At 70.3% G+C, this 20,272-nt stretch carries 25 protein-coding genes; 12 read left to right on the top strand and 13 right to left on the bottom strand.

The features are described 5' to 3' along the window. The first annotated feature begins 51 nt into the window (after nt 1-51). Both C6569_RS12150 and C6569_RS21715 read left to right on the top strand, forming a co-directional pair. Complete coding sequence (locus tag C6569_RS12150) at nt 52-957, top strand: LysR family transcriptional regulator (protein ID WP_106749097.1); 906 nt, start codon at nt 52-54, stop codon at nt 955-957. Nucleotides 958-1,089: 132 nt separating this feature from the next. After that, entirely contained in the window at nt 1,090-1,284 is a 195-nt protein-coding gene (locus C6569_RS21715; RefSeq protein ID WP_146144793.1) for a hypothetical protein, read from the top strand. Nucleotides 1,285-1,550: 266 nt separating this feature from the next. Here C6569_RS21715 and C6569_RS12145 read toward each other — a convergent pair whose 3' ends face one another. Continuing rightward, nucleotides 1,551-1,841 (bottom strand): hypothetical protein, encoded by a 291-nt coding sequence (locus C6569_RS12145; RefSeq protein WP_106749096.1) that lies wholly within the window; start codon nt 1,839-1,841, stop codon nt 1,551-1,553. Nucleotides 1,842-2,077: 236 nt separating this feature from the next. On the opposite strand from C6569_RS12145, the gene C6569_RS21710 reads away from it, so the two are divergent. The 3 genes from C6569_RS21710 (at nt 2,078) to C6569_RS12130 (ending at nt 4,784) form a co-directional block, all read left to right on the top strand. After that, the gene (locus C6569_RS21710; RefSeq protein ID WP_146144792.1) at nt 2,078-3,301 is read left to right on the top strand and encodes a hypothetical protein; all 1,224 of its coding nucleotides are present in this window, start codon (nt 2,078-2,080) and stop codon (nt 3,299-3,301) included. Beyond that, nucleotides 3,298-3,894 carry a protein-S-isoprenylcysteine O-methyltransferase gene (locus C6569_RS12135; protein ID WP_106749095.1) on the top strand — a complete coding sequence of 199 codons (597 nt, stop codon included), beginning with the start codon at nt 3,298-3,300 and terminating at the stop codon, nt 3,892-3,894. Before C6569_RS21710 ends, C6569_RS12135 begins: the two co-directional genes overlap by 4 nt. Nucleotides 3,895-4,076: 182 nt before the next feature. After that, on the top strand, nt 4,077-4,784 hold the full coding sequence (locus tag C6569_RS12130; RefSeq protein ID WP_146144791.1) for a hypothetical protein: 708 nt from the start codon (nt 4,077-4,079) through the stop codon (nt 4,782-4,784). Here the strand turns inward: C6569_RS12130 and C6569_RS12125 are convergent. Beyond that, the gene (locus C6569_RS12125; RefSeq protein ID WP_106749093.1) at nt 4,766-6,364 is read right to left on the bottom strand and encodes a peptide chain release factor 3; all 1,599 of its coding nucleotides are present in this window, start codon (nt 6,362-6,364) and stop codon (nt 4,766-4,768) included. The genes C6569_RS12130 and C6569_RS12125 overlap by 19 nt on opposite strands. Nucleotides 6,365-6,493: 129 nt before the next feature. On the opposite strand from C6569_RS12125, the gene C6569_RS12120 reads away from it, so the two are divergent. Beyond that, complete coding sequence (locus tag C6569_RS12120; RefSeq protein WP_106749092.1) at nt 6,494-7,576, top strand: TRAP transporter substrate-binding protein; 1,083 nt, start codon at nt 6,494-6,496, stop codon at nt 7,574-7,576. Between the two features lie 4 nt (nt 7,577-7,580). Then, on the top strand, nt 7,581-8,153 hold the full coding sequence (locus tag C6569_RS12115; protein WP_106749091.1) for a HutD/Ves family protein: 573 nt from the start codon (nt 7,581-7,583) through the stop codon (nt 8,151-8,153). A 287-nt stretch (nt 8,154-8,440) separates the two neighbouring features. Here the strand turns inward: C6569_RS12115 and greA are convergent, their stop codons facing one another. Next, entirely contained in the window at nt 8,441-8,917 is a 477-nt protein-coding gene (gene greA, locus C6569_RS12110) for a transcription elongation factor GreA (RefSeq protein ID WP_106749090.1), read from the bottom strand. A 217-nt stretch (nt 8,918-9,134) separates the two neighbouring features. On the opposite strand from greA, the gene ykgO reads away from it, so the two are divergent. From ykgO to C6569_RS12095, 3 genes are all read left to right on the top strand, one after another. Continuing rightward, complete coding sequence (gene ykgO / locus C6569_RS12105) at nt 9,135-9,260, top strand: type B 50S ribosomal protein L36 (protein ID WP_106749089.1); 126 nt, start codon at nt 9,135-9,137, stop codon at nt 9,258-9,260. 101 nt (nt 9,261-9,361) lie between these two features. Beyond that, complete coding sequence (locus C6569_RS12100) at nt 9,362-9,982, top strand: tetratricopeptide repeat protein (RefSeq protein ID WP_146144790.1); 621 nt, start codon at nt 9,362-9,364, stop codon at nt 9,980-9,982. A gap of 40 nt (nt 9,983-10,022) precedes the next feature. Then, nucleotides 10,023-11,003 carry an alpha/beta fold hydrolase gene (locus tag C6569_RS12095; RefSeq protein ID WP_106749087.1) on the top strand — a complete coding sequence of 327 codons (981 nt, stop codon included), beginning with the start codon at nt 10,023-10,025 and terminating at the stop codon, nt 11,001-11,003. Here the strand turns inward: C6569_RS12095 and pyk are convergent. Then, nucleotides 11,000-12,433 (bottom strand): pyruvate kinase, encoded by a 1,434-nt coding sequence (pyk, locus tag C6569_RS12090; RefSeq protein WP_106749086.1) that lies wholly within the window; start codon nt 12,431-12,433, stop codon nt 11,000-11,002. The genes C6569_RS12095 and pyk overlap by 4 nt on opposite strands. 97 nt (nt 12,434-12,530) lie before the next feature. After that, nucleotides 12,531-13,148 carry a YqgE/AlgH family protein gene (locus tag C6569_RS12085; RefSeq protein ID WP_106749085.1) on the bottom strand — a complete coding sequence of 206 codons (618 nt, stop codon included), beginning with the start codon at nt 13,146-13,148 and terminating at the stop codon, nt 12,531-12,533. A 113-nt stretch (nt 13,149-13,261) separates the two neighbouring features. Between C6569_RS12085 and C6569_RS12080 the strand changes: the two genes are divergently transcribed. Continuing rightward, nucleotides 13,262-14,092 carry a protein-disulfide reductase DsbD domain-containing protein gene (locus C6569_RS12080; RefSeq protein ID WP_106749084.1) on the top strand — a complete coding sequence of 277 codons (831 nt, stop codon included), beginning with the start codon at nt 13,262-13,264 and terminating at the stop codon, nt 14,090-14,092. A gap of 101 nt (nt 14,093-14,193) precedes the next feature. Further along, a complete protein-coding gene (locus tag C6569_RS12075; protein WP_106749083.1) occupies nt 14,194-14,679 on the top strand; it encodes a peroxiredoxin in 486 nt (161 codons plus the stop codon). Between the two features lie 129 nt (nt 14,680-14,808). Here the strand turns inward: C6569_RS12075 and C6569_RS12070 are convergent, their stop codons facing one another. The 8 genes from C6569_RS12070 to C6569_RS12035 all read right to left on the bottom strand — a co-directional run bounded on the left by C6569_RS12070 (nt 14,809) and on the right by C6569_RS12035 (nt 20,227). Beyond that, nucleotides 14,809-15,309, bottom strand: a complete 501-nt coding sequence (locus C6569_RS12070; RefSeq protein WP_106749082.1) for a cupin domain-containing protein — start codon at nt 15,307-15,309, stop codon at nt 14,809-14,811. Nucleotides 15,310-15,394: 85 nt separating this feature from the next. Continuing rightward, on the bottom strand, nt 15,395-15,853 hold the full coding sequence (gene rnhA, locus C6569_RS12065; RefSeq protein WP_245898084.1) for a ribonuclease HI: 459 nt from the start codon (nt 15,851-15,853) through the stop codon (nt 15,395-15,397). 8 nt (nt 15,854-15,861) lie between these two features. Continuing rightward, a complete protein-coding gene (locus tag C6569_RS12060) occupies nt 15,862-16,824 on the bottom strand; it encodes a homoserine kinase (RefSeq protein WP_106749080.1) in 963 nt (320 codons plus the stop codon). An 11-nt stretch (nt 16,825-16,835) separates the two neighbouring features. Continuing rightward, a complete protein-coding gene (gene ispH / locus C6569_RS12055; RefSeq protein WP_106749079.1) occupies nt 16,836-17,795 on the bottom strand; it encodes a 4-hydroxy-3-methylbut-2-enyl diphosphate reductase in 960 nt (319 codons plus the stop codon). A gap of 50 nt (nt 17,796-17,845) precedes the next feature. Next, nucleotides 17,846-18,145 (bottom strand): DUF4031 domain-containing protein, encoded by a 300-nt coding sequence (locus C6569_RS12050; protein ID WP_106749078.1) that lies wholly within the window; start codon nt 18,143-18,145, stop codon nt 17,846-17,848. An 8-nt stretch (nt 18,146-18,153) separates the two neighbouring features. Continuing rightward, on the bottom strand, nt 18,154-19,518 hold the full coding sequence (locus C6569_RS12045; protein WP_106749077.1) for an ABC1 kinase family protein: 1,365 nt from the start codon (nt 19,516-19,518) through the stop codon (nt 18,154-18,156). A 71-nt stretch (nt 19,519-19,589) separates the two neighbouring features. Next, on the bottom strand, nt 19,590-19,970 hold the full coding sequence (locus tag C6569_RS12040; protein ID WP_106749076.1) for a type II toxin-antitoxin system death-on-curing family toxin: 381 nt from the start codon (nt 19,968-19,970) through the stop codon (nt 19,590-19,592). Continuing rightward, the gene (locus C6569_RS12035) at nt 19,967-20,227 is read right to left on the bottom strand and encodes an AbrB/MazE/SpoVT family DNA-binding domain-containing protein (RefSeq protein ID WP_106749075.1); all 261 of its coding nucleotides are present in this window, start codon (nt 20,225-20,227) and stop codon (nt 19,967-19,969) included. Before C6569_RS12035 ends, C6569_RS12040 begins: the two co-directional genes overlap by 4 nt. Nucleotides 20,228-20,272 lie beyond the last annotated feature (45 nt).

The following is a 20,272-nucleotide window of genomic DNA, read 5'->3' as shown; positions in this document are numbered from 1 at the left end:
GGCAGTCATCCCACAATTGAAATGATGCAATCGGTTCGATAGCGTTCAGCTATGGATTTCAATCTCCGGCAGATCCGCGCCTTCGTGGCGGTGGCGCGTCTCGGCAGTTTCACGCGGGCGGCGGCGCTGCTGCACGTGGCGCAGCCGACGCTGACCGTGCAGATCCGGAAGCTGGAACAGGCGCTGGCCGTCCGGCTGTTCGACCGGACGTCTCGCTCCGTGCAACTGACCCAGACCGGGCGTGACCTGCTGCCGACCCTCGCCCACCTCGTCCAGGATCTCGACGGCCTGATGAACGGCGTGCGCAACCAGGGCGCCGGCTATCAGGGCATGGTGCGGATCGCCGCCCTTCCGACCGCGGCGGCGGCGCTGCTGCCGCCGGCCATCAAGTCGTTCCGGGATGCCCACCCCGGCGCCGAGTTCCGCGTTCGCGACGTGATCGCCCGCCGGGTGCTGGCGCTCGTCGATGCGGAGGACGTCGATCTCGGCATTGCCGGCGGCACGGCCGGCAGCGCCGCGGTGGACGTCCTTCTGTCGATCGAGGACCGGATGCACGCGGTCTTTCCCGAGGGCCATCCGCTGGCGGCGGCGGCCACGGTCACGCCGGACCTGCTGGTGCGCCACCCCCTGATCATGCTGGACCCGGATACGAGCGTGCGTGCCGTGGTGGAGGCGGGGTTCCACGCCGCCGGCCTGATCCCCGTCGCGGCGGGCGAGGCCACCTACATGATGACCGCGGTGGGCATGGTGCGGGCAGGGCTCGGCATCACCATCCTGCCGTCCTCGGCGCAGGAGATCCGAGTCGCGCCCGGCATCGCGTCGCGGCCCATCGAGGCCGTGGGCTTCGTCCGGCAGATCAGCCTGGTGAAGAAGGCGGGCCGGACACTGTCGCCGGTCGCCGGCCATTTCGCACGGCATCTCGTTGCCACCTGCGAGCCGGCGGCGGCTGCGGCCTGAACGGCAGGGCCGGGATCCCCCAGGCGGCGCGGTCCACGGACCTTGCGATGTCACGCCGCACCGACCCCGGGAGCGGGGGCTTGCCAACGCGGGAAAACTAGAACATAATGAGAACAAATGGGAGATTGAGCGATGAGTGCAGCACGCAGCATGGCGATGGATGGTCCCGAGACGGACGCGGAGGTGGAGGCGGTCCTGGCGGAGTTCGACGGCGACGTCAGGCGGGCGATCCGGGCCCTTCTCGACGACATCGCGGCGCTGGCCGAGGACAGGGCGGGAGGACGCAACTTCCTCAAGGCCTACGGCCATCTCGAACTGGTAAGGTGAGGTGAGGTGAGGACGGCGGCGCGGTGGCTGCCGATGAACCTTCCCGGTGCGGGCGGCAACCCATGAAGGAGGCGCTGCGGCGCGATCCGACAGGGAGCATCCGCGATGACATGGTCACAACCGGCAGCCGGAGCCTCGCAGATGCCGGTCACGCCGGCCCGTGAAGGCGGTGGGCAGGGCCGTCCACCCCGGGCGCCACTCTCGGGGCCGCAGGGCGGATGGATGCGCGCTTTCCTGCGCGAGGGGCTCTAGGCGGGCAGGAGGCGCTAGCGATGGCCGTTGCCGGGAATGGCAGGCTGGGCGCAGTTGCGGTGGCCGGCCTCGATGCAGGCGAGAACCCGCGAGCTCGCCCGGAGTTCGGTCATGACGTGGTAGGTGGCGAGGCCGAGGCAGAGGACCACGGCGGCGGCGACGATGTTCTGGCGCGTGCGCACCCGCTCGTCCCAGGCGTTGAAGCCGGGCCTTTCGGGCTCCTGGCGCTGGTGCTCGATGCTCCAGGTCGGGGCCCTTCGGAACAGCGCCGGTCTCGGGTCCGGCTGCCTCTCACCACCATCCATCGGCTCATGTCCTCGCCGCGAAGGGAACCCTCGCGGTCCCCTCCCGGTTCCCGCAGGCCGGCCCGATGATAGCCCCATTCGCGCCGCCCGTCGAACCGCTGCAGAGCCTCCGGCGGGCACCCCGGCTCCTGTTTAGCTCCGGCGGGGCGGTGAGGCTGGGGATGGCGGAGGCCGGCGATCTGGCGAAGGCGGCCCGGCCATGGCATTGATCACAGCCGCCCAGCGCCCCGGAGGCCATGATCCCGTTCGTTCACAAGCGCCGCACCTATCTCGTGACCGGCTACGAGCCGCTGCCGCCGGCCGCCCATCATCATCGCTTCCAGCGCGAGATCGGCCGTTTCGAGACGACGTGGTCGCTGTCGGCGGCCGTCGGTGCGGCCGTCGAATCGGCGGGCGCCCCGGTGACGTCCTGGCCGGTGACGGTGTCCGGGCCCGATTTCACCGTCGAGACGGACGTTCGCCTGCTGCGTTGGGACGACCTCGTGGCCGAGGACATGGACCTGCCGGTGTGGCGGCGCCTGCCGCGCTATCTCCTCGCCGCCGCCGACATGGTGGCGACCGGCACCTTCTTCCGCTACGCCGCCGCCTACTGGCGCTATGCGCTCTTCGCCGCCTATCCGCTGGTCCTGCTGCTGGTCTTCGCCGCCGCGGGCTGGCTCCTTCCGGCGCTGCCCGGTCTCCTGGGCTGGCCGCTGCCGGGCTGGCTCAGGTTCGCCGGCGGCGTCGCAGTCTTCGCCGCCCTGCTGGCGGCGGCGGGTCCGCGGCTGCAGCTGACCTATATGCTGAGCGACTGGATCTTCGCCCGCGACATGATCCGCCGGCGGCGGCCGGCCATCGCGGCACGGGCCGAGGCTTTCGCCGACGACATCCGGCGGGGCCTCGCGGCGGAGGACGTGGACGAGGTGGTGATCGTGGCGCACAGCCTCGGGGCCGTGTGGATGATCGACGCGGTGGCACGGGTGCTCGCCGGCGGATCGCGCGCGTCGACGCCCCTCGGCCTCGCCGGGGTCGGCTCCTCAACCCTGAAGATCGCCCTCCATCCCGCCGCCGGCTGGCTGCGCGACCAGGTGCGGCGCGTCGCCGACGCCTCCGAGGTCACCTGGGCCGAATACGACAGCCACGTCGACTTCATCTGCTTCTACAAGAACAACACGGCCGAAGCCCTCGGCCTGCCCGCCACCGGCCGCCCGGTGCGCCGGTCGATCCGGCTCTCGCGCATGCTGTCGCCGCAGACCTGGCGGCGGTTCCGCGGCAATCTGCTGCGCATCCACCGGCAATACGTGATGGGCAACGAGCAGCGCTACGCCTATGATTTCCACATGATCGCCTGCGGGCCGTTCCGGTTCGCCGACATCGTCCGCCACGGGTCCAGCCTGCCCGGAGCCCTCGGTCCCGACGGTTCGCTCGGCGCGGCGACCACGCCCTTTCCCCACACCGCCGAGGAACCGCCCGCCCGATGACCCGTCTCATGGCCGAGATCATCTTCCTCGTCGGCGTCTTCGGCTGGGGCGCCATCCGCATCCCGCACGAGGTGAAGAACAAGCGCAAGAACCGCATCCACGTCAGCGCGGTCGACCGGCGCGAGCGCGTTCTGCTGCTCATTTCGCTCACCGGCCTCGGCATCGTGCCGATCACCTATTGCCTGACGGCGCGGTTCGGCCTGCTGCGCTTCGCCGATTATGGTTTCTCGCCCGCCCAGGCGTGGGCAGGAGCGGCCGTCTTCGCTGCGGCGCTGGCCCTGTTCCTCGCCACGCACCGCCAGCTCGGCCGCAACTGGTCGCAGACGCTGGAGCTGCGCGAGGGCCATACGCTCGTCACCCACGGGGTCTACCGGCTGGTGCGGCACCCGATGTATTCGGCCTTCTTCCTGTGGGCGCTGGCCCAGTTGCTGCTGCTGCAGAACTGGATCGTCGGCCCGGCCGGCTTCGTCGGCTTCGGCCTGCTCTACGCCTTCCGCATCGGCCGGGAGGAGGCGATGATGCACGAGGCCTTCGGCGCCGACTATGCCGCCTATGCGGCGCGAACCCGGCGGATCATTCCCTACCTCTACTGAAGCGCCGGCACCGCGGGAGGCGCCGCACAGGCCGCCGGAGCAGGTGGAATGTCGGCCGTGCCGCCGTGACGGCGCCGCATTCAGCGCCCTTTAACCACGTTGGGGCAGGGTGACGCCGCTCCCGGCAGGAACCGGGAAAGGGGCCCGGACGTTGAAGGGCGTCCTTGATATCGAGGTTGACGATGAGCCTGTCGAAGCGCTTGGGATGTGTGGCGCTGGCCCTCTCGGGCTTCCTGCTGGCGGGGTGCCAGACGACCGCCGGTCCTGACGGCCACGGCGCGACGGTGCAGATGGCGCGGGACGACGGGCGCGGCGAACTGGCCACCGCGGCGATGCGCCAGCGGGCGCAACTGCCGCCCCGGATCTATCTCATGCGCGGGCTCGCCAACGTCTTCTCCCAAGGCATGGACGATCTCGGCGACAAGCTGCGCGCCCGCGGCTACAACGCCACCGTCCACGAATATGGTGCCTGGCCCAGCATCGCGGCGGAGATTCTCACCGCCCAGCGCGCGACGGGCGGCCGCTTCCAGGCGGTGGTGGTGGGCCATTCCCTCGGCGCAAACGCCCTCACCGAACTCACCAACACCCTGGCGCAGAACGGCGGCAGTCTCGCCCTCGCGGTCGCCTTCGACCCCACCGTGCGGCAGCAGGTCTCGGGCGGTGCGCGGCGCTACATCAACCTCTACCAGTCGGACAACGGCTGGGGAACGGTGGTGGGAGCGGCGCCCGGCTTCCGCGGCCGGCTGGAGAACATCGACCTGCGCGGCCGCCCCAACGTCACCCATTTCAACATCGACAAGGACCCCGGCCTGCATGCCCAGGTCATATCCTGGATCGGCCAGGCGGTGGGCGGCCCGCGGCGGGGCGGGCGTCAGGCCGCGGCGCGCTGATAGTCCTTGATCGCCGAGAAGGTGATGCCGGGCGCCCGCTCCTCCTCATAGCGCAGCGAGAAGGCGCTGGAGGCCATGTAGACCGGGGCGCCGTCGAGGTCGCGGGCCATGGACGAGCCGTGGCTCTCGACGAAGGCGTTCAGCTTCGCCGGATCGTCCGACGTGATCCAGCGGCAGACCGAGAACTGGCAGGGATCGAAGTCGACCGGCAGCGTGTATTCCGCCGCCAGCCGCTCCTTCAGCACGTCGAGCTGCAGGGCACCGACGACACCGACGATGGCGGGCGAGCCGTCATGCGGCACGAAGAGCTGGACGACGCCCTCCTCGCCCATCTGCTGCAGCGCCTCGCGCAGCTTCTTGGCCTTCATGGCGTCCTTCAGCTTGACGCGGCGCAGCTGCTCGGGCGCGAAGCTCGGCACGCCCTTGAAGACGATGTCCTCGCCGTCGGTCAGCGTGTCGCCGATGCGCAGCGTGCCGTGGTTGGGAATGCCGACGATGTCGCCGGCATAGGCCTCCTCGGCGAGCTGGCGGTCCTTGGCGAAGAAGAACTGGGGCGCGTTCAGCGGCATGGGCTTGCCGGTGCGCACCAGCTTGGCCTTCATGCCGCGGGCGAGCTTGCCCGAGCAGACGCGCAGGAAGGCGATGCGGTCGCGGTGGTTCGGGTCCATGTTCGCCTGGATCTTGAAGACGAAACCGCTCATCTTCGCCTCGTCGGCGAGCACGGTGCGAGTCTCGGCCACCTGCGCGCGGGGCGCCGGCGCATAGGCGATGAGCGCGTCGATGAGGTCCTGGACGCCGAAGGTGCGCAGGGCCGAGCCGAAATAGACCGGCGTCATGTGGCCCTCGCGATAGGCGTCGAGGTCGAAAGGCTTGGCGCCCTCCTTGGCCAGCAGCGCGCTCTCGCGCCAGGCTTCGGTGCCGACCGGCAGCATCTCGTCGAAGATGGCGGCCTCGGGGCCGTTGACCTTGATCGGCTCTTCGTCACGGTCGATGCGGCGGACGTGGTTGTGCACGAGGTCGTAGGTGCCGGCGAATTCGCGGCCGACGCCGATCGGCCAGGTCATCGGCACGGTGTCGAGGGCGAGGGCCTTCTCCACGTCGTCCATGAGTTCGAAGGGGTCGCGGCTCTCGCGGTCCATCTTGTTGACGAAGGTGATGATCGGGATGTCGCGCAGGCGGCAGACCTCGACGAGCTTGCGCGTGCGGTCCTCGACGCCCTTGGCGCCGTCGATGACCATGATGGCGGAATCCACTGCCGTCAGCGTGCGGTAGGTGTCCTCGGAGAAGTCCTCGTGGCCCGGCGTGTCCAGGAGGTTGAAGACGCAGCCGCCATATTCGAACGTCATCACCGAGGTGACGACCGAGATGCCGCGCTGGCGCTCGATGGCCATCCAGTCGGAGGACGTCTGCCGGCGGCCCTGCTTGGCCCTCACTTCGCCGGCGAGCTGGATGGCGCCGCCGAACAGCAGCAGCTTCTCCGTCAGCGTGGTCTTGCCGGCGTCGGGGTGGGAGATGATGGCGAAGGTGCGCCGGCGCGAGGCCGGGCTGCCGGAGCCGTTGGGGCTTGAGGGAGCGGTCATGGCCGGGGGTTTAGCCATGCGCGCCGTGCCGGGTCAATGCGGCGAGCCCTGCATCGTGCCATCTCGACGCAGCGTCATGGCCGCCTATAGTCGGCAGAGGCGGGCATGTCCCCGCGTCCGGAGAGCCCCATGGTTCCGTCGTTCCCGTCTCTCGCCGCCGCTGCCGTTGTCGCTCTCGCCACCGGCCCCGCCTTCGCCCAAGCGCCCGCCCTGCCGCCGGGGCCGCCGGTCGCCATCCAGATGGTGACGCAGCTCTCGCCCTCCATCCCGCAATATACCCGCGTCGACATCCCCATGCTGCGCGAGGCGCTGCCGCAGCGCTCCGGTGGGCGCATCCGCGTGACCCTGGCGAGCTGGCCGGAGCGCAACCTCTCCGGCCCCGACCTCATCCGCGTGCTGCGCTCGGGCCAGATCGACCTCGCCGGCCTCGCCCTGCCGACGGTCGCCGGCGACGTGCCGCTGCTCGACATCATCGACATGTCCGGCCAGAACCCCTCGCACGAGCAGGGCCGGCGCATCGCCCACGCCATGCTGCCCACCCTCAACAAGGAGCTGGAGCGCGTCGGCATCAAGATCGTCGCCTTCTATCCCTTCCCCGGCCAGGTGCTGTTCTGCCGTGATCCCGTCACCAGCCTCGCCGATCTGAAGGGCCGGCGCGTGCGCACGCCCGGCGGCTCGCAGAACGACTTCATCCAGTCCATCGGCGGCCAACCGGTGGCGATCGGCTTCCCCGAGGTCTATTCGGCCCTGGAGCGCGGCGTCGTCGACTGCGCGGTGACCGGCACGGCCACCGGCAACGGCGCCCGCTGGTACGAGGTGACGCGCCATCTCTATACGCTGCCGATCCAGTGGGGCGTCGCCGCCTATGCGGTGAACCTTGCCTGGTGGAACCGGCTCGATCCCGCCGTGCGCGACTTCCTGCAGGCGACCATGAACGAGGTGGAGGAGGCGCAGTGGAAGCTCGGCGCCGAGCTCACCGAGGACGGCATCCAGTGCAATGCCGGCAACGCCGCGGGCTGCAAGATCGGCCACGTGGTCACCAACCGGCCCATGACCATCACGCGGGAGACGCCGGCCGACGTGGCGCTGCTGCGCGAGGCCATGCAGAAGGTGGTCCTGCCTGCCTTCGTGAAGCGTTGCGGCGCGCGCTGCGGCGAGATCTACAACCAGATCGTCTCGCCGATCAGCGGCATCACCTATACGCCGCAGTGAGCCGATGATCCGCCTCCTCGATCCCGCCGGCTTCCAGACGGTCCCCTGGAAGAACGGCGGCGGCACCGCCACCGACATCGCCGTCAGCCTCGGGGCCGACGGCGAGCCGGACTGGCGCGTCGGCACCGCCGCCATCCTGAAGGACGGGCCCTTCTCCGACTACGCGGGCGTGACGCGGACCTTCACCATCGTCGCGGGAGCGGGCGTTCATCTCGACTTCCAAGGGGAGGGCACCCGCACCCTCGGCCGCGACCAGCCGACGCGTTTCGCCGGGGCGCCGGCACCCTTCTGCCGCCTGCGCGACGACAAGCCCGCCACCGCCTTCAACCTCTTGACGCGGGACGGGGAGGCGGGGGGCGAGGTCGCCATCCGCCGCGGGCGCGGCGCCGAGGACCCTGTCGCGGCGGCGCCGGTCGTGGTGCTCTTCGCCGTCGAGGAGGCCTGGAGCGTGACGGCCGACGGCGAGACGGTCGTGGTGCACCAGGGCGCGGCGGTGCAGGTGGAGGGTGCGCAGGCGATCACCGTGTCCTCGGCCCCCGGCGGCCGGGCGGCGGTTGTGACGATCGGGCGGGGCTGAGCGTCGCCGGGCCGAAGAGGCAGGGCCCGGGAACCCGTTGATCCATTGGAATGCCCCACCCCGACCCTCCCCGCTGGCGCGGGGAGGGGGGGACTACCGCGTGACGGCCTGTTTGGCTCGTGGAGCCTGGCGCGGCCGTTTTCCGATCGACGAACGGCCGGTCGTGCTTGGTCCGACCCACCCGTCAGGATCCGTCGGCCGAAGTCCCCTTCTCCTCGTGCAGCGAGGGGAGGGTGAGGGTGGGGCATTCTGGACAACCCTCAGGACGGACGCGGCGCGCCGCCGCCTCACCCGATTTCGACGATCTCGACCTCGCCGCCACCGACAAGGGCGACGTCGCCGACCTGCTTGCCCATCAGGGCGCGGGCGACCGGCGAGACGTAGGAGATGGTGCCGTCGGCCGGCTCGGCCTCGTCCTCACCGACGATGCGGAAGGTCTGGCGGCGGCCGTCGTCGCGGTCGAAGGTGACGCGGCTGCCGAAATGCACCTTGCCATCGGCGGGCGGCGGGCCGACCAGTTCGGCGCTGGCGTGGCGGGCGGAATAGTAGCGGGCGTCGCGGCTGGCACGGGCGAGGGCGAGGCCGGTGGCGTCCTCGCCGGCGTCGCGGGCCTCCTGCACCGCGGCCTTGGCCGCCGCGAGGGCCGCCTCCAGCGCCGCCATGCCCTCGGCGGTGACGAGATTCGGATGCGGCGAGATCGGCCTGTCCTGCAGGTTGGCTTCGGTGCCGTCGCGGTCGTTTTCCTTGGTGAAGGCGACGCTCATGGCGGACGGCCTCCTTTCGTGTCATGGGTGGACGGACGGGCGGGGGCCGGCGCGTCGGCGCCTGCCGCCCTCTCACCTGCAGATGGCGTTCGATGGCCGGCGCTGCAACCTTGACACCCGGGCCCCGGCACCGTATAGCCCGCGCCTTCTCTTCTTCGACGCGCCGTCCGTCGGGTCCTCCGATCCCAGGCGCTCGTCCCATCCGAGGATCGCCGCCATGAAGGTCCGCAATTCGCTGAAGTCGCTGCGCGGTCGCCATCGCGACAACCAGATCGTGCGCCGCAAGGGCCGCGTCTACGTCATCAACAAGACCCAGAAGCGCTTCAAGGCGCGGCAGGGCTGAGGACGGCTGACGCCGCCTCCCGGGCGACCCGACGCGGCTCACGCCGTCGTCATCGTCCCGACATTGACCGTCGCCGCGTCGTGGCCCACCTTGGGCACATGATGCGCGCGGCGGTTTTTCTTTGCCTGCTCCTGTCGGCCTCGCCCGTGGCGGCGCAGGTCACCGGCCCGACGCCCGCCGGCCCGGCGGCCGAGGCGACCCCTGCGGCCAATGCGCCGCCGCCTTCCTTCGCCTCGGAGCGTGCGCGCCGGCTGGACGAGCTCTACAGCCGCCTGCGCGAGGCGGACGGGGCGCGCCAGGCCCGCGCCATCGAGGCGCAGATCGGCATGATCATGGCGCAGTCCGGGTCGGACACCGCCGACCTCCTGATGGCGCGCGCCCAGCAGGCCGTGCAGCAGCGTCAGGCCGACCTCGCGCTGTCGCTGCTCGATTCGGTCATCGACATGTATCCGGAGACGGTGGAGGCCTGGAGCCGCCGCGCCACGCTGCACTTCGCCCGCCGCGAGCTCGGCCGCGCCCTCACCGACATCGAGCACGTGCTGCGCCTCGAGCCGCGCCACTACGGCGCGATGGTCGGCCTCGGCATGATGCTGCAGCAGCTCGGCGAGGACAAACAGGCGCTCGCCGCCTTCAAGAAGGCGATGGAAATCAATCCGCACATCGAGCGGGTGCCGCAGATCATCCAGCGGCTGCAGCCGAAGGTGGACGGCGTCGAACTCTGACGCGCCGATCCGCCAGCGCCTCTGCGGCGTAGAATCCGCCATGGCTCTCCTTTCGACCCTCGCCGCCGCCGCGCTTCCGGCCGCCCTCGCCGGGTGGACAGGGTTCAGCGCCCGCGCCATATCCCGCGCCTTCCCGCCGGAGGGCCGCTTCGTGCCGACGCGGGCGGGGCGGATGCACGTGATCGACAGGGGCGAGGGCGACGTGCCCGTGCTCTTCCTGCACGGCGCCTCCGGTTCCGCGCTCGCCTGGCGGCCGGCCTTCGGCGACCGGCTCGGCTCCCTCGGCCGGACCCTGCTGGTCGACCGGCCGGGCCACGGCTTCTCCGAGCGGCAGGCGGGACGCGCCGCGGCGCGGCTCGATCATCAGGCCGGAGCGCTGGTGGACGCCCTCGACGCCCTCGGCGTCGCGCGGGCCGTCGTCGTCGCCCATTCCTGGGCGGGGGCGCTCGCCTGCCGGCTCGCCCTCGACCATGGCGACCGCGTCGCCGGCCTCGTGCTGATCGCGCCGGCGACCCATCCCTGGCCCGGCGGCGTGCACTGGTACTACCGGGTGGCCGCGAGCCCCGTGCTCGGGCCGCTCTTCGCCTGGACGCTCGCCCTGCCGGCGGGCCAGGCGCTGATGGCGCGCAGCATCGCCGGCGTCTTCAGCCCGCAGCCGATCGAAGCGGACTATGCCGAGAGCGCCGGCATCCCGCTGGTGCTCAGGCCGGCGCAGTTCATGGCCAATGCCGAGGATGTCGCCGGGCTGCTGGCCCAGGTCCGGGAGCAGGCGCCGCGCTACGGCGCCATCGCCTGCCCGGTGACGGTGATCTCCGGTGACAGGGACGGGGTCGTCTGGACCCACCTCCATTCGACCGGCCTCGCGCGGGACATTCCGCAGACGAAGCTCATCGTGCTCCCCGATGTCGGGCACGGGCCGCACCATGCCGATCCGGGTCTGGTCGCGGCGGAGATCCGGGCGCAGCAGCAGGCGGCGGGGCGGGAGGCGCGTGCCGATCTCGCGGCACGGCCGGTGTCCTAATCGTCCACCGTCTCCGCCCCGACGAAGGCGATGCGCAGCATGTTGGTGGCGCCGGGGGTGCCGAGCGGCACGCCGGCCACCACGATGATGCGCTGGCCGGGCTTGGCGAAACCGTCCTGGAAGGCGAAGCGGCAGGCGCGGCTCACCATGTCGTCGAGGTCGCGGGCGTCCTGGGTGACGACGCAGTGGACGCCCCAGAGCAGGGCGAGCCGGCGGGCGGTGGCGATCTTCGGGGTGAGGGCGATGGTGATCGGCTTCGGCCGCTCGCGGGCGACGCGCAGCGCCGTCGAGCCGGACATGGTCCAGCAGACGATGGCGGAGAGGTCGAGGGTCTCGGCGATGTCGCGGGCTGCGAGGGCGATGGCGTCGGCGCCGGTGGCCTCCGGCTCGGCGCGCTGGCCCTGGATGACGGCGCGATAGGTCGGGTCCGCCTCCACCTCCTCGGCGATGCGATTCATCATCGAGACCGCCTCCACCGGATACTGGCCGGCGGCGCTTTCGGCGGAGAGCATGATGGCGTCGGCCCCCTCGAAGACGGCGGTGGCGACGTCGGAGACCTCGGCGCGGGTCGGTACCGGGGCGGTGATCATGCTCTCCAGCATCTGGGTGGCGACGACCACGGGCTTGCCGGTGCGGCGGGCCTGGCGGGTGATCTGCTTCTGGATGCCGGGCACCTTGGCCATGGGCATCTCGACGCCGAGGTCGCCGCGCGCGACCATCAGGGCGTCGGCGATATCCATGATCTCGGCGAGGCGCGCGACCGCCTGCGGCTTCTCGATCTTGGCCATGACGGCGGCGCGGCCGCGCGCCACCTTCTTCACCTCGGCGACGTCCTCCGGCCGCTGCACGAAGGACACCGCGATCCAGTCGACGCCGGCGTTCAGCGCCGCGTCGAGGTCGGAGCGGTCCTTGTCGGTGAGGGCGGAGACGGGCAGGTCGGTGTCGGGCAGGCTGACGCCCTTGCGGTCGGAGAGCTTGCCGCCGACGACGACGCGGCATTCGGCGCGGGTCGGCGTGCACTTCACCGCCTGCAGCGTCACCTTGCCGTCGTCGAGGATGAGGCGGTGGCCGGGCTCCAGTGCCGCGAGGATTTCCGGATGGGGCAGGTGGACGCGCGAGACGTCACCGGGCTTCTTGTCGGAATCCAGCACGAAGGAGGAGCCGTTCGCGAGCGTCACCGGCCCGTCCTTGAAGGTGCCGACGCGCAGCTTCGGCCCTTGCAGGTCGGCGAGGATGCCGATGGGCCGCTGCTGCTCCTGCTCGATGGAGCGGATGGTCTCGACGAACTCCCGCAGCTTGTCGTGCGGGGTGTGGCTCATGTTGATGCGGAAGACGTCGGCGCCGGCGGCGAACAGCGCGGCGATCTGGTCGCGGCTGGTGGAGGCCGGCCCGAGGGTTGCGAGAATCTTGGTCCGGCGCTGGCGTCGCATCTGCTGTCGTCTCCCTGCCGCCGATCCTAGACCGGTTCGCAGGCCGGGCGCGAGGGGGCGGGCCGGGGGAGGGGCCGATGCCCTCGTCGGCAGGCGATCAGGCGTGGCCGGATTCGCTCGACAGCATGGCGGGGTCGATGCCGATCTTGCGCATGGCGCGCTCGTATTTGGTCTCGACGTCGGGGCCGAAGATGAGGTCGGGATCGGCCGGGCAATGCAGCCAGCCGTTGGACTGGATCTCGTTCTCCAACTGCCCTGCGCCCCAGCCGGCATAGCCGAGGGCCAGGATGGCGTTGGCCGGGCCGTCACCGCTGGCGAGGGCCTTGAGGATGTCGAGGGTGGCGGTGAGGCAGATGCCCTCGTCGATGGGGAGGGTCGAGTTCTCGATGTAGAAATCGGAGGAGTGCAGCACGAAGCCGCGGCCGGTCTCCACCGGGCCGCCGCGCAGGACGCGGATGGAATCGACCCGCTCGGGCAGCATGATCTTCTGCGTCTCGGGGATGATGTCGAGCTGCACCAGCAGGTCGGAGAAGGCGAGATTGGTGGCGCTCTGGTTGACCACGATGCCCATGGCGCCGTCGGAGGAATGGGCGCACAGGTAGATGACGGTCCGCGAAAACCGCTCGTCGCGCATGGTCGGCATGGCGATGAGCATCTGACCGTCGAGATAGCCGCGGACGCTGTCGCGCCCTCCACGTCGAGGATTTGCTGCCATGTCCCACGCTAACCCGGAATCGTGCCGAATGCCACCCTCGGGGGCGCCCGCAGCCCTGCCCGATATGCATCTTCAACGGAACGTCAGTGGTCAAAACGGGTTCCGGGGGCTACATGGAACGGATGCTGGACCGCCGCGCCCTCGTCTCCGCACTGGCCCTGGCGGCTGCGGTCAGGCCCGCCGCCGCGTCGCCCTCCGCCTCGCCCTGGTCGCGTGATTCGAAATCCGCCGTGCGGCTGGTGCGTGGCGGGTTCGACGGCAAGGTGCATCGCGCAGGCGTCGAAATCACCCTCGATCCCGGCACCAAGACCTATTGGCGCACCCCCGGCGATTCCGGCGTGCCTCCGGCCTTCGACTGGTCGGGCTCCGACAATGTCGCCGACGTGGCGCTGGCCTGGCCGGCGCCGATGCGCTTTCCGGACGGCAACGGCTTCTCCATCGGCTACAAGTCCGCGGTCGTCTTCCCGCTGCGGGTGACGCCGCGGGAGGCGGCGCGCCCGGTGCGGCTCGCCCTCAAGCTCGACTACGCGGTCTGCGACCAGATCTGCATCCCCGCCAAGGCGGAGGCCCGGCTCGCCCTCCCGCCCGGCCCCGCCGAACCCGCCATGGCGGCGAAGCTCGCGGAGTTCGAGGCTCGGGTGCCGCGGCCGGGCGCCGAGGGGCTGTCGCTCGCCGTGGAGCGCGTCGAGCGCGGCGGCGACCATCCCGTCGTCGTGCTGCGCGCCGGGGTTGACGCGGCGGCGGCGGCGGACCTCTTCGTCGAGGGGCCGGACAGCCGCTGGGTGCTGCCGCTGCCGGAGCCGGTCGACACGGCGGGGCCTGAGCGGCGCTTCCGCCTCGTCATGGACGGCGCGCCGCGCGGCACCGAGCCCCTCGGCCAGGAACTCACCTTCACCCTCGTCTCCGGGGCACGGGCGCTGGAGACGCGGCTGACGCCGCGCTGACGCCGCGCCCTCGACGCCCGGCGGGCGAGGCACTAAGTGTGGGTGGTATTCCGTGCGGTTTCGGGCCGCCGGTTCCACGCACGAATCTTCAGGAGTTCCCCATGACGATCCAGGTCGGCGACAAGCTGCCGGAAGCGACCTTCCGCACCATGACCGCGGACGGCCCCGCCGCCCGCACCACCGCGGAGGTTTTCGCCGGCAAGACCATCGTTCTCTTCGCCGTGCCGGGCGCCTTCACGCCCACCTGCCACAAGAACCACCTGCCGGGCTTCGTCTCCAACGCCGAGGCGATCAAGGCCAAGGGTGTGGACGGCATCTACGTCACCTCGACCAACGACGTCTTCGTGCTCGACGCCTGGCAGAAGGCGACCGGCGCGGTGGACAAGGTCGGCATCCTCGCCGACGGCAGCGCCGACTTCGCCAAGGCGGTGGGCCTGGAGAACGACATGTCGGGCTTCGGCATGGGCATGCGCACCAAGCGCTATTCGATGATCGTCAAGGACGGCGTCGTCACCTCGCTGAACATCGAGGACGGTCCGGGCAAGGCCGACGTGTCGGGCGCCGAGGCCCTGCTGAAGCAACTCTGATCCAGCGAAGGCGGGCCCTCTCGCCCCCTGCGATCGCCTCCACTGTAAGGCTCCTTCCCCTCCCCCCCCGCTTGCGGTGGGGAGGGCATTTGAGGGCGTCGCGCCCTCTAGAAGACGTCCGGCGTCGGTTCAGACCCCGACCACCAGCATGAGCGCCAGCGGGATCGTCTGCTGAGCCGTGAGGCCGATGCGAGCGGCGACGGTTTCGCGGACGCGGCGGGCGAGGCCGAACACCTTGCGCGTCGCCTTCAGCGGGAAGGTGATGGCCGAGGGCAGGCTGTCGCGGCAGATGGCGTGCTTGCGCACGTAATGGGGCACATGCCAGGTCGCCCATGTGCCGGCGCGGAACAGGGCCGCATCGCCGGGACGCAGGGTGCGGGCGGGCGCGCCGTCGCCGGAGACGACGACCTCTCCCTCGATGATGTGGACGATCTCGTCGCCGCCGAAATACCAGCGGAAGGTGCCGGCCGTGCAGTCCCAGACCATGGCCGAGGTCGTGCCGTCGGAGGAATCCGACCAGTGGCGACAGCGGGCGACGGGGCGGCCCTCCAGCACCCATTCGGGGCGGATCGGGGCGGCGTCGAGGTCGAGATCGGCGAGGCTCGCGGCGGAGAAAGGCGGCCTGGTCATGGTCGTCTCCTGTGTCAATCCGGGACGTGTCCCCCGGTCGAAACACAGAGTTGCAAAATACCTGCCGATTCTCACGTCCCCGTGATCAGCGCCGGACCGGCTTGAAGGGGGCCATGCCCTCGCGGGCGAGCTCGTCGGCCCGCTCGTTCTCGGGATGGCCGGCATGGCCCTTGACCCAGTGCCAGGTAATCTCGTGGAGGTCGGCGACGTCGTCGAGCCGCTGCCAGAGCTCGGCGTTCTTCACCGGCTTCTTGTCGGCGGTCCGCCAGCCGTTGCGCTTCCAGCCATGAATCCAGGTCATGATGCCGTTCTTCACATATTGGCTGTCGGTGTGCAGATCGACCTGGGAGGGACGCTTCAGCGCCTCGAGGGCGCTGATGGCGGCCATCAGCTCCATGCGGTTGTTGGTGGTGACCGCCTCGCCGCCGCTGAGTTCCTTCATCGTCTCGCCGAAGCGCAGGATGGCGCCCCAGCCGCCGGGCCCGGGATTTCCCGAGCAGGCGCCGTCGGTGAAGATCTCGACGCGGCGGGGGGCCGCTTTCACCAGACTGTTCATGCCAGGCCATATTCGGTGGGAGAGGCGACCTTCTGATGGAAGCGCAGCTTCTTCAGATATTCGATGGGGTCCTTCGGCGTCACCACGGCGCCGGGCGGCACGTAGAGCCAGTCGACCAGACGGGTGAGCAGGAAGCGCAGGGCCGAGCCGCGGGCGAGCAGCGGCAGCGCCGCCGTCTCATCGCCGCTGAGCGGGCGCACCGCCTGATAGGCCGCGATCATGGCCGAGCCCTTGGCGAAGTCGAATTCGAAATCGGCCGAAAAGCACCAGGCGTTGAGGCAGATGGCCAGGTCGTAGGCGAGGATGTCGTTGCAGGCGAAGTAGAAGTCGATCAGCCCGGACAGTTGGTCGTGCAGGAAGAAGACGTTGTCGTTGAAGAGGTCGGCGTGGATGACGCCGGTCGGCAGGCTCTTCGGCCAGGATCGCTCGCAATGGTCGAGTTCGGCGGCGATCGTGGCGGCAAGGCCAGGCGCGACCGTGTCGGCGCGCGCGCCGGCCCTCTCGGCGAGCGGCCTCCAGCCCGGCACGGAGAGAGCGTTGACGCGGGTGAGCGCGAAGCCCTGTCCGGCGAGGTGGAGCTGGGCGAGGGCCCGGCCGACGGCGGCGCAATGGTGGACCTGCGGGCGGCGGATCCACATGCCGTCGAGAAAGGTGACGATGGCGGCGGGGCGGCCGGCGAGCTCGCCGAGGGTGGCGCCGTCCTTCATCCGCACCGGCTGCGGGCAGGTGAGGCCGCGTGCCGCGAGATGTTCCATCAGGCCGATGAAGAAGGGCAGGTCGGCCGGATCGACGCGCTTCTCGTAGAGCGTCAGGATGAAGCTGCCGCCGGTGGTATGGAGCAGGAAGTTGGTGTTCTCCACCCCCTCGGCGATGCCCTTGAAGGACAGGAGCTCCCCGATGTCGTAGCGCGCGAGATGGGCCGAGAGCTCCTCGGCGGTGACATCGGTATAGACGGCCATGGGGAAGGCTTTCAGGCGGCCGCGTCGGGGCGCAGCTGGCGGGGCAGGGGGAAGAAGACGCTCTCGTCGGCGGTGGAGACGGTCTGGACCGAGACGGTGTAGCGCTCGGCGAAGGCCTCGATGATCTCCTCCACCAGCACTTCCGGGGCCGAGGCGCCGGCGGTGATGCCAAGGGAGGCGATGGCGCCGAAGCGCGTCCAGTCGATCTCGGCGGCGCGCTGGACCAGGTCGGAGACGGCGCAACCCTCCCGCTCTGCCACCTCGCGCAGGCGTTGGGAATTGGAGGAGTTTGGCGCGCCGACGACGATCATCGCCTCGACCAGGGGGGCGACCCGCTTCACCGCCTCCTGGCGGTTGGTTGTGGCGTAGCAGATGTCTTCCTTGTGGGGGCCGACGATGGCCGGGAAGCGTTGGCGCAGGCAGTCGACGATCTCGCGGGTGTCGTCCACCGACAGGGTGGTCTGGGTGACGAAGGCGAGAGCCTGGTCATCGCGCGGGGTGAAGGCGCGGGCATCCTCCAGCGTCTCGATCAGGGTGACCGCGCCGGGCGGGAGCTGGCCCATGGTGCCGACGACTTCGGGATGGCGGGCATGGCCGACGAGCACCACCTCGCGGCCGCGGCGGTGGTGGATCTCCGCCTCGCGATGCACCTTGGTGACCAGCGGGCAGGTGGCGTCGATGGCGAGAAAGTTGCGCTCCTGGGCGCTCGCCGGCACGGATTTCGGCACGCCGTGAGCGGAGAAGATGACGGGGGCGGCGGTGTCGGGGATCTCGTCCAGCTCCTCGACGAAGATGGCGCCCTTGGCCTTCAGCCCGTCGACGACGAAGCGGTTGTGGACGATCTCGTGGCGCACATAGACGGGCGGCCCATAGAGCTTCAGCGCCTGCTCGACGGCGTCGATGGCGCGCACGACGCCGGCGCAGAAGCCGCGCGGCGAGCACAGAAGGATTGTGAGCAGGGGCTTGGACACACAGCTCTCCGGATCGGGGTGTCCCGGTTTCGGGGGAAGCGCCGCGCCTGTCAAGGCGACGGCCTCAGGCGGCCTGCGCGGGCCTGGGGACGCGGCAGCCGCACGCGGCGGAAGACGGCGACGATCTCGTGCCTTGTGCAGGGAATGGCGCCGAGCGCGATGGCGCGGCGGCGCTCGAAGCCGGTGAGGTCGTAATGGGGCGCGCTGGTCTTCGGCGGGCCCTGGTAGATCAGCCGGTGAACGCCCATGGCGCGGGCGAAGCGGTGTAGTTCCTCCTCGCTGTCGGCGAGGAGGTGGCACCACTTGAGCCCCTGCCAGGGCCAGATCGGGTCGTCCACATAGACCGCCACGGCGCGCCTCAGGCGGCGAGAAGGCCGGCGGAGCCGAGGGCGGCCTGCTGGCGGGCGGTGACGGCCTCCAGGCTGAACCGGTCGATCTCCTCGTTGAACATCCGGTAGAAGTTCAGCTCGGCCTTGAGATGCAGGAAGACGCCGCCGAGACCGATGGCGGCGCGGTCCATCAGCACGAATTCCTGCGGGATGGTGACGGGCCCCTTCTCCTTCAGCGCCTTGTGGACGGTGAAGGCCTCGCGGCGACCGTACTGGCCCGGCGCGACGCCGTCGGCGATGGAGCGCACGCGGTCGTCGAGCAGCGGCCCGTAGATGAAGCGGGCCCACATGTTGAGGATGTCGACGAGGTCGCGGCTCAGGTTCTTGAACCCCCAGGTCTCGTAGGCGTGGACGACGCGGGCCTCGTCGTTCTCCTCGAGTCCCTTGTAGAGGTCGATGACGGCACCGATGAAGCGCGGCGGGAAGATGCGCACGCAGCCGTAGTCGAGAAGGTTGATGCCGCCGGGTTCGCCGTCCTGATCGAAGACAGTGTAATTGCCGAGGTGCGGGTCGCCGTGGATGACGCCGATGGCGGTGAAGGGATGCCACCAGGCGCGGAACATGGCGGTGGCCAGCCGGTTGCGGATGTCCAGCGGCCGGTCGACATGGGACAGCATCTTGGTGCCGTCGAGCCAGGAGAGGGTGAGGAGCCGGCCGGTGGAGAGCTCGTCGCGCACGTCCGGCACACGCACCAGCGGCTCGTCGGCGAGAACCTCCCGGTAGAGCGCCGCGTGCTTGGCCTCGCGGCGGTAATCGAGCTCCTCGCGGACGCGGGCGCCGATCTCCTTGACGATCTCGCGGGTGTCCACCGCCGGGTCCATGCGGCGGTGGATGGCGAAGAGCACTTCGAGCTGGGCGAGGTCGGCCTCCACGGCCGACTGCATGTCGGGGTACTGGAGCTTGCAGGCGAGCGCCATGCCGTCATGGGCGGTGGCGCGGTGGACCTGGCCGAGGGAGGCGGCGGCGGCGGGCATCTTGTCGAAGGCGGCGAAGCGCTTCTCCCAGTCGGGGCCGAGCTCGGCCATCATGCGGCGCTTGACGAAGGCGGGCCCCATGGGCGGGGCTTCCGACTGCAGCTTCTGCAACTCCTCGGCATATTCGGGCGGCAGCACCTCGGGAATGGTGGCGAGGAGCTGGGCGACCTTCATGATCGGCCCCTTGAGGCCCCCAAGCGCGCGGGTGAGGTCGGCGGCGTTCTTCTCGCGGTCGAGGCCGGCGCCGAAGAACCGGGCGGCGGCGATGGAGGCGGCGGCGCCCGCCACGTTGGTGCCGACACGGGCGTAGCGCGACAGGCGACCGGTCAGGCGATTGGCTTCATCGTCGCGCGGCGGCATGCGGGCTCCCGGGGAAGAGGTGGAGAGCCTGAGATAGTGCGGCAGGTGCCGGGTTTCGAGGGGGCGGCCGGTCAGGTCGGCCAGTTGTCGCGGATCCAGCGCGTCAGGCCGTCCTCACCGACCTCGCCGGCGGCGAGGGCTAGGATGATGGCGGTCGCCTCTGCCGGAGGCGGGGCGAAGGCGATGTCGTTGAGGCCGAGAAACACGATGATTGCCGCGAAGGCCGCCCTCTTGTTCCCGTCAACGAACGGGGGATTGCGGGCGATGCCGAAGGCGTAGGCCGCTGCGAGCGCCGCGAAATCCTCCTCCCCGTAGCCGAACTTGTTGACCGGACGGCCGAGCGCCGATTCGAGCATGCCGAGGTCGCGAATACCTTCCGGCCCACCGAACAGCGCCAGTTGCTCGGCGTGAACATCGATGATGTCGACGTCCAGCCAGACCGGCTCGTTCATTTGGCGAGCGCCTTGAAGGTGTCGGCATAGTCCCGGAAAGCCTTCCGGGCGATGCCCATGGCCTTCACGTGCTTGGGATCATAGGGCGACAGTTTGATCGTCCGCTCCGTCTGCTCGATCACGTGCAGCTTATCCCCCTCCTGCAGGTTGGTACGCGCAAGCAATTCCTTCGGCAGGATCACGCCGATGGAATTGCCGATCTTGCGAACCTGCAGGACGAAGCCTTCCTGCTCCACCTTCCGCGGCTGTTCGTTCATGGCATCCTCCCGTGTTGTACAGAATGTATAACACGGGAAAGGCAG

This window comes from Phreatobacter cathodiphilus, from assembly GCF_003008515.1.
Classification (GTDB): Bacteria; Pseudomonadota; Alphaproteobacteria; order Rhizobiales; family Phreatobacteraceae; genus Phreatobacter; species Phreatobacter cathodiphilus.
This window is presented reverse-complemented; position numbering and strand designations above follow the sequence as displayed.

Excerpts from the sequence above, each read along its gene's own strand:
- C6569_RS12150 (WP_106749097.1), top strand. The coding sequence starts at position 52 with ATGGATTTCAATCTCCGGCAGATCCGCGCCTTCGTGGCGGTGGCGCGT.
- C6569_RS21715 (WP_146144793.1), top strand. The coding sequence starts at position 1,090 with ATGAGTGCAGCACGCAGCATGGCGATGGATGGTCCCGAGACGGACGCG.
- C6569_RS12145 (WP_106749096.1), bottom strand. The coding sequence starts at position 1,841 with ATGGATGGTGGTGAGAGGCAGCCGGACCCGAGACCGGCGCTGTTCCGA.
- C6569_RS21710 (WP_146144792.1), top strand. The coding sequence starts at position 2,078 with ATGATCCCGTTCGTTCACAAGCGCCGCACCTATCTCGTGACCGGCTAC.
- C6569_RS12135 (WP_106749095.1), top strand. The coding sequence starts at position 3,298 with ATGACCCGTCTCATGGCCGAGATCATCTTCCTCGTCGGCGTCTTCGGC.
- C6569_RS12130 (WP_146144791.1), top strand. The coding sequence starts at position 4,077 with ATGAGCCTGTCGAAGCGCTTGGGATGTGTGGCGCTGGCCCTCTCGGGC.
- C6569_RS12125 (WP_106749093.1), bottom strand. The coding sequence starts at position 6,364 with ATGACCGCTCCCTCAAGCCCCAACGGCTCCGGCAGCCCGGCCTCGCGC.
- C6569_RS12120 (WP_106749092.1), top strand. The coding sequence starts at position 6,494 with ATGGTTCCGTCGTTCCCGTCTCTCGCCGCCGCTGCCGTTGTCGCTCTC.
- C6569_RS12115 (WP_106749091.1), top strand. The coding sequence starts at position 7,581 with ATGATCCGCCTCCTCGATCCCGCCGGCTTCCAGACGGTCCCCTGGAAG.
- greA (WP_106749090.1), bottom strand. The coding sequence starts at position 8,917 with ATGAGCGTCGCCTTCACCAAGGAAAACGACCGCGACGGCACCGAAGCC.
- ykgO (WP_106749089.1), top strand. The coding sequence starts at position 9,135 with ATGAAGGTCCGCAATTCGCTGAAGTCGCTGCGCGGTCGCCATCGCGAC.
- C6569_RS12100 (WP_146144790.1), top strand. The coding sequence starts at position 9,362 with ATGCGCGCGGCGGTTTTTCTTTGCCTGCTCCTGTCGGCCTCGCCCGTG.
- C6569_RS12095 (WP_106749087.1), top strand. The coding sequence starts at position 10,023 with ATGGCTCTCCTTTCGACCCTCGCCGCCGCCGCGCTTCCGGCCGCCCTC.
- pyk (WP_106749086.1), bottom strand. The coding sequence starts at position 12,433 with ATGCGACGCCAGCGCCGGACCAAGATTCTCGCAACCCTCGGGCCGGCC.
- C6569_RS12085 (WP_106749085.1), bottom strand. The coding sequence starts at position 13,148 with ATGGCAGCAAATCCTCGACGTGGAGGGCGCGACAGCGTCCGCGGCTAT.
- C6569_RS12080 (WP_106749084.1), top strand. The coding sequence starts at position 13,262 with ATGGAACGGATGCTGGACCGCCGCGCCCTCGTCTCCGCACTGGCCCTG.
- C6569_RS12075 (WP_106749083.1), top strand. The coding sequence starts at position 14,194 with ATGACGATCCAGGTCGGCGACAAGCTGCCGGAAGCGACCTTCCGCACC.
- C6569_RS12070 (WP_106749082.1), bottom strand. The coding sequence starts at position 15,309 with ATGACCAGGCCGCCTTTCTCCGCCGCGAGCCTCGCCGATCTCGACCTC.
- C6569_RS12060 (WP_106749080.1), bottom strand. The coding sequence starts at position 16,824 with ATGGCCGTCTATACCGATGTCACCGCCGAGGAGCTCTCGGCCCATCTC.
- C6569_RS12045 (WP_106749077.1), bottom strand. The coding sequence starts at position 19,518 with ATGCCGCCGCGCGACGATGAAGCCAATCGCCTGACCGGTCGCCTGTCG.
- C6569_RS12040 (WP_106749076.1), bottom strand. The coding sequence starts at position 19,970 with ATGAACGAGCCGGTCTGGCTGGACGTCGACATCATCGATGTTCACGCC.
- C6569_RS12035 (WP_106749075.1), bottom strand. The coding sequence starts at position 20,227 with ATGAACGAACAGCCGCGGAAGGTGGAGCAGGAAGGCTTCGTCCTGCAG.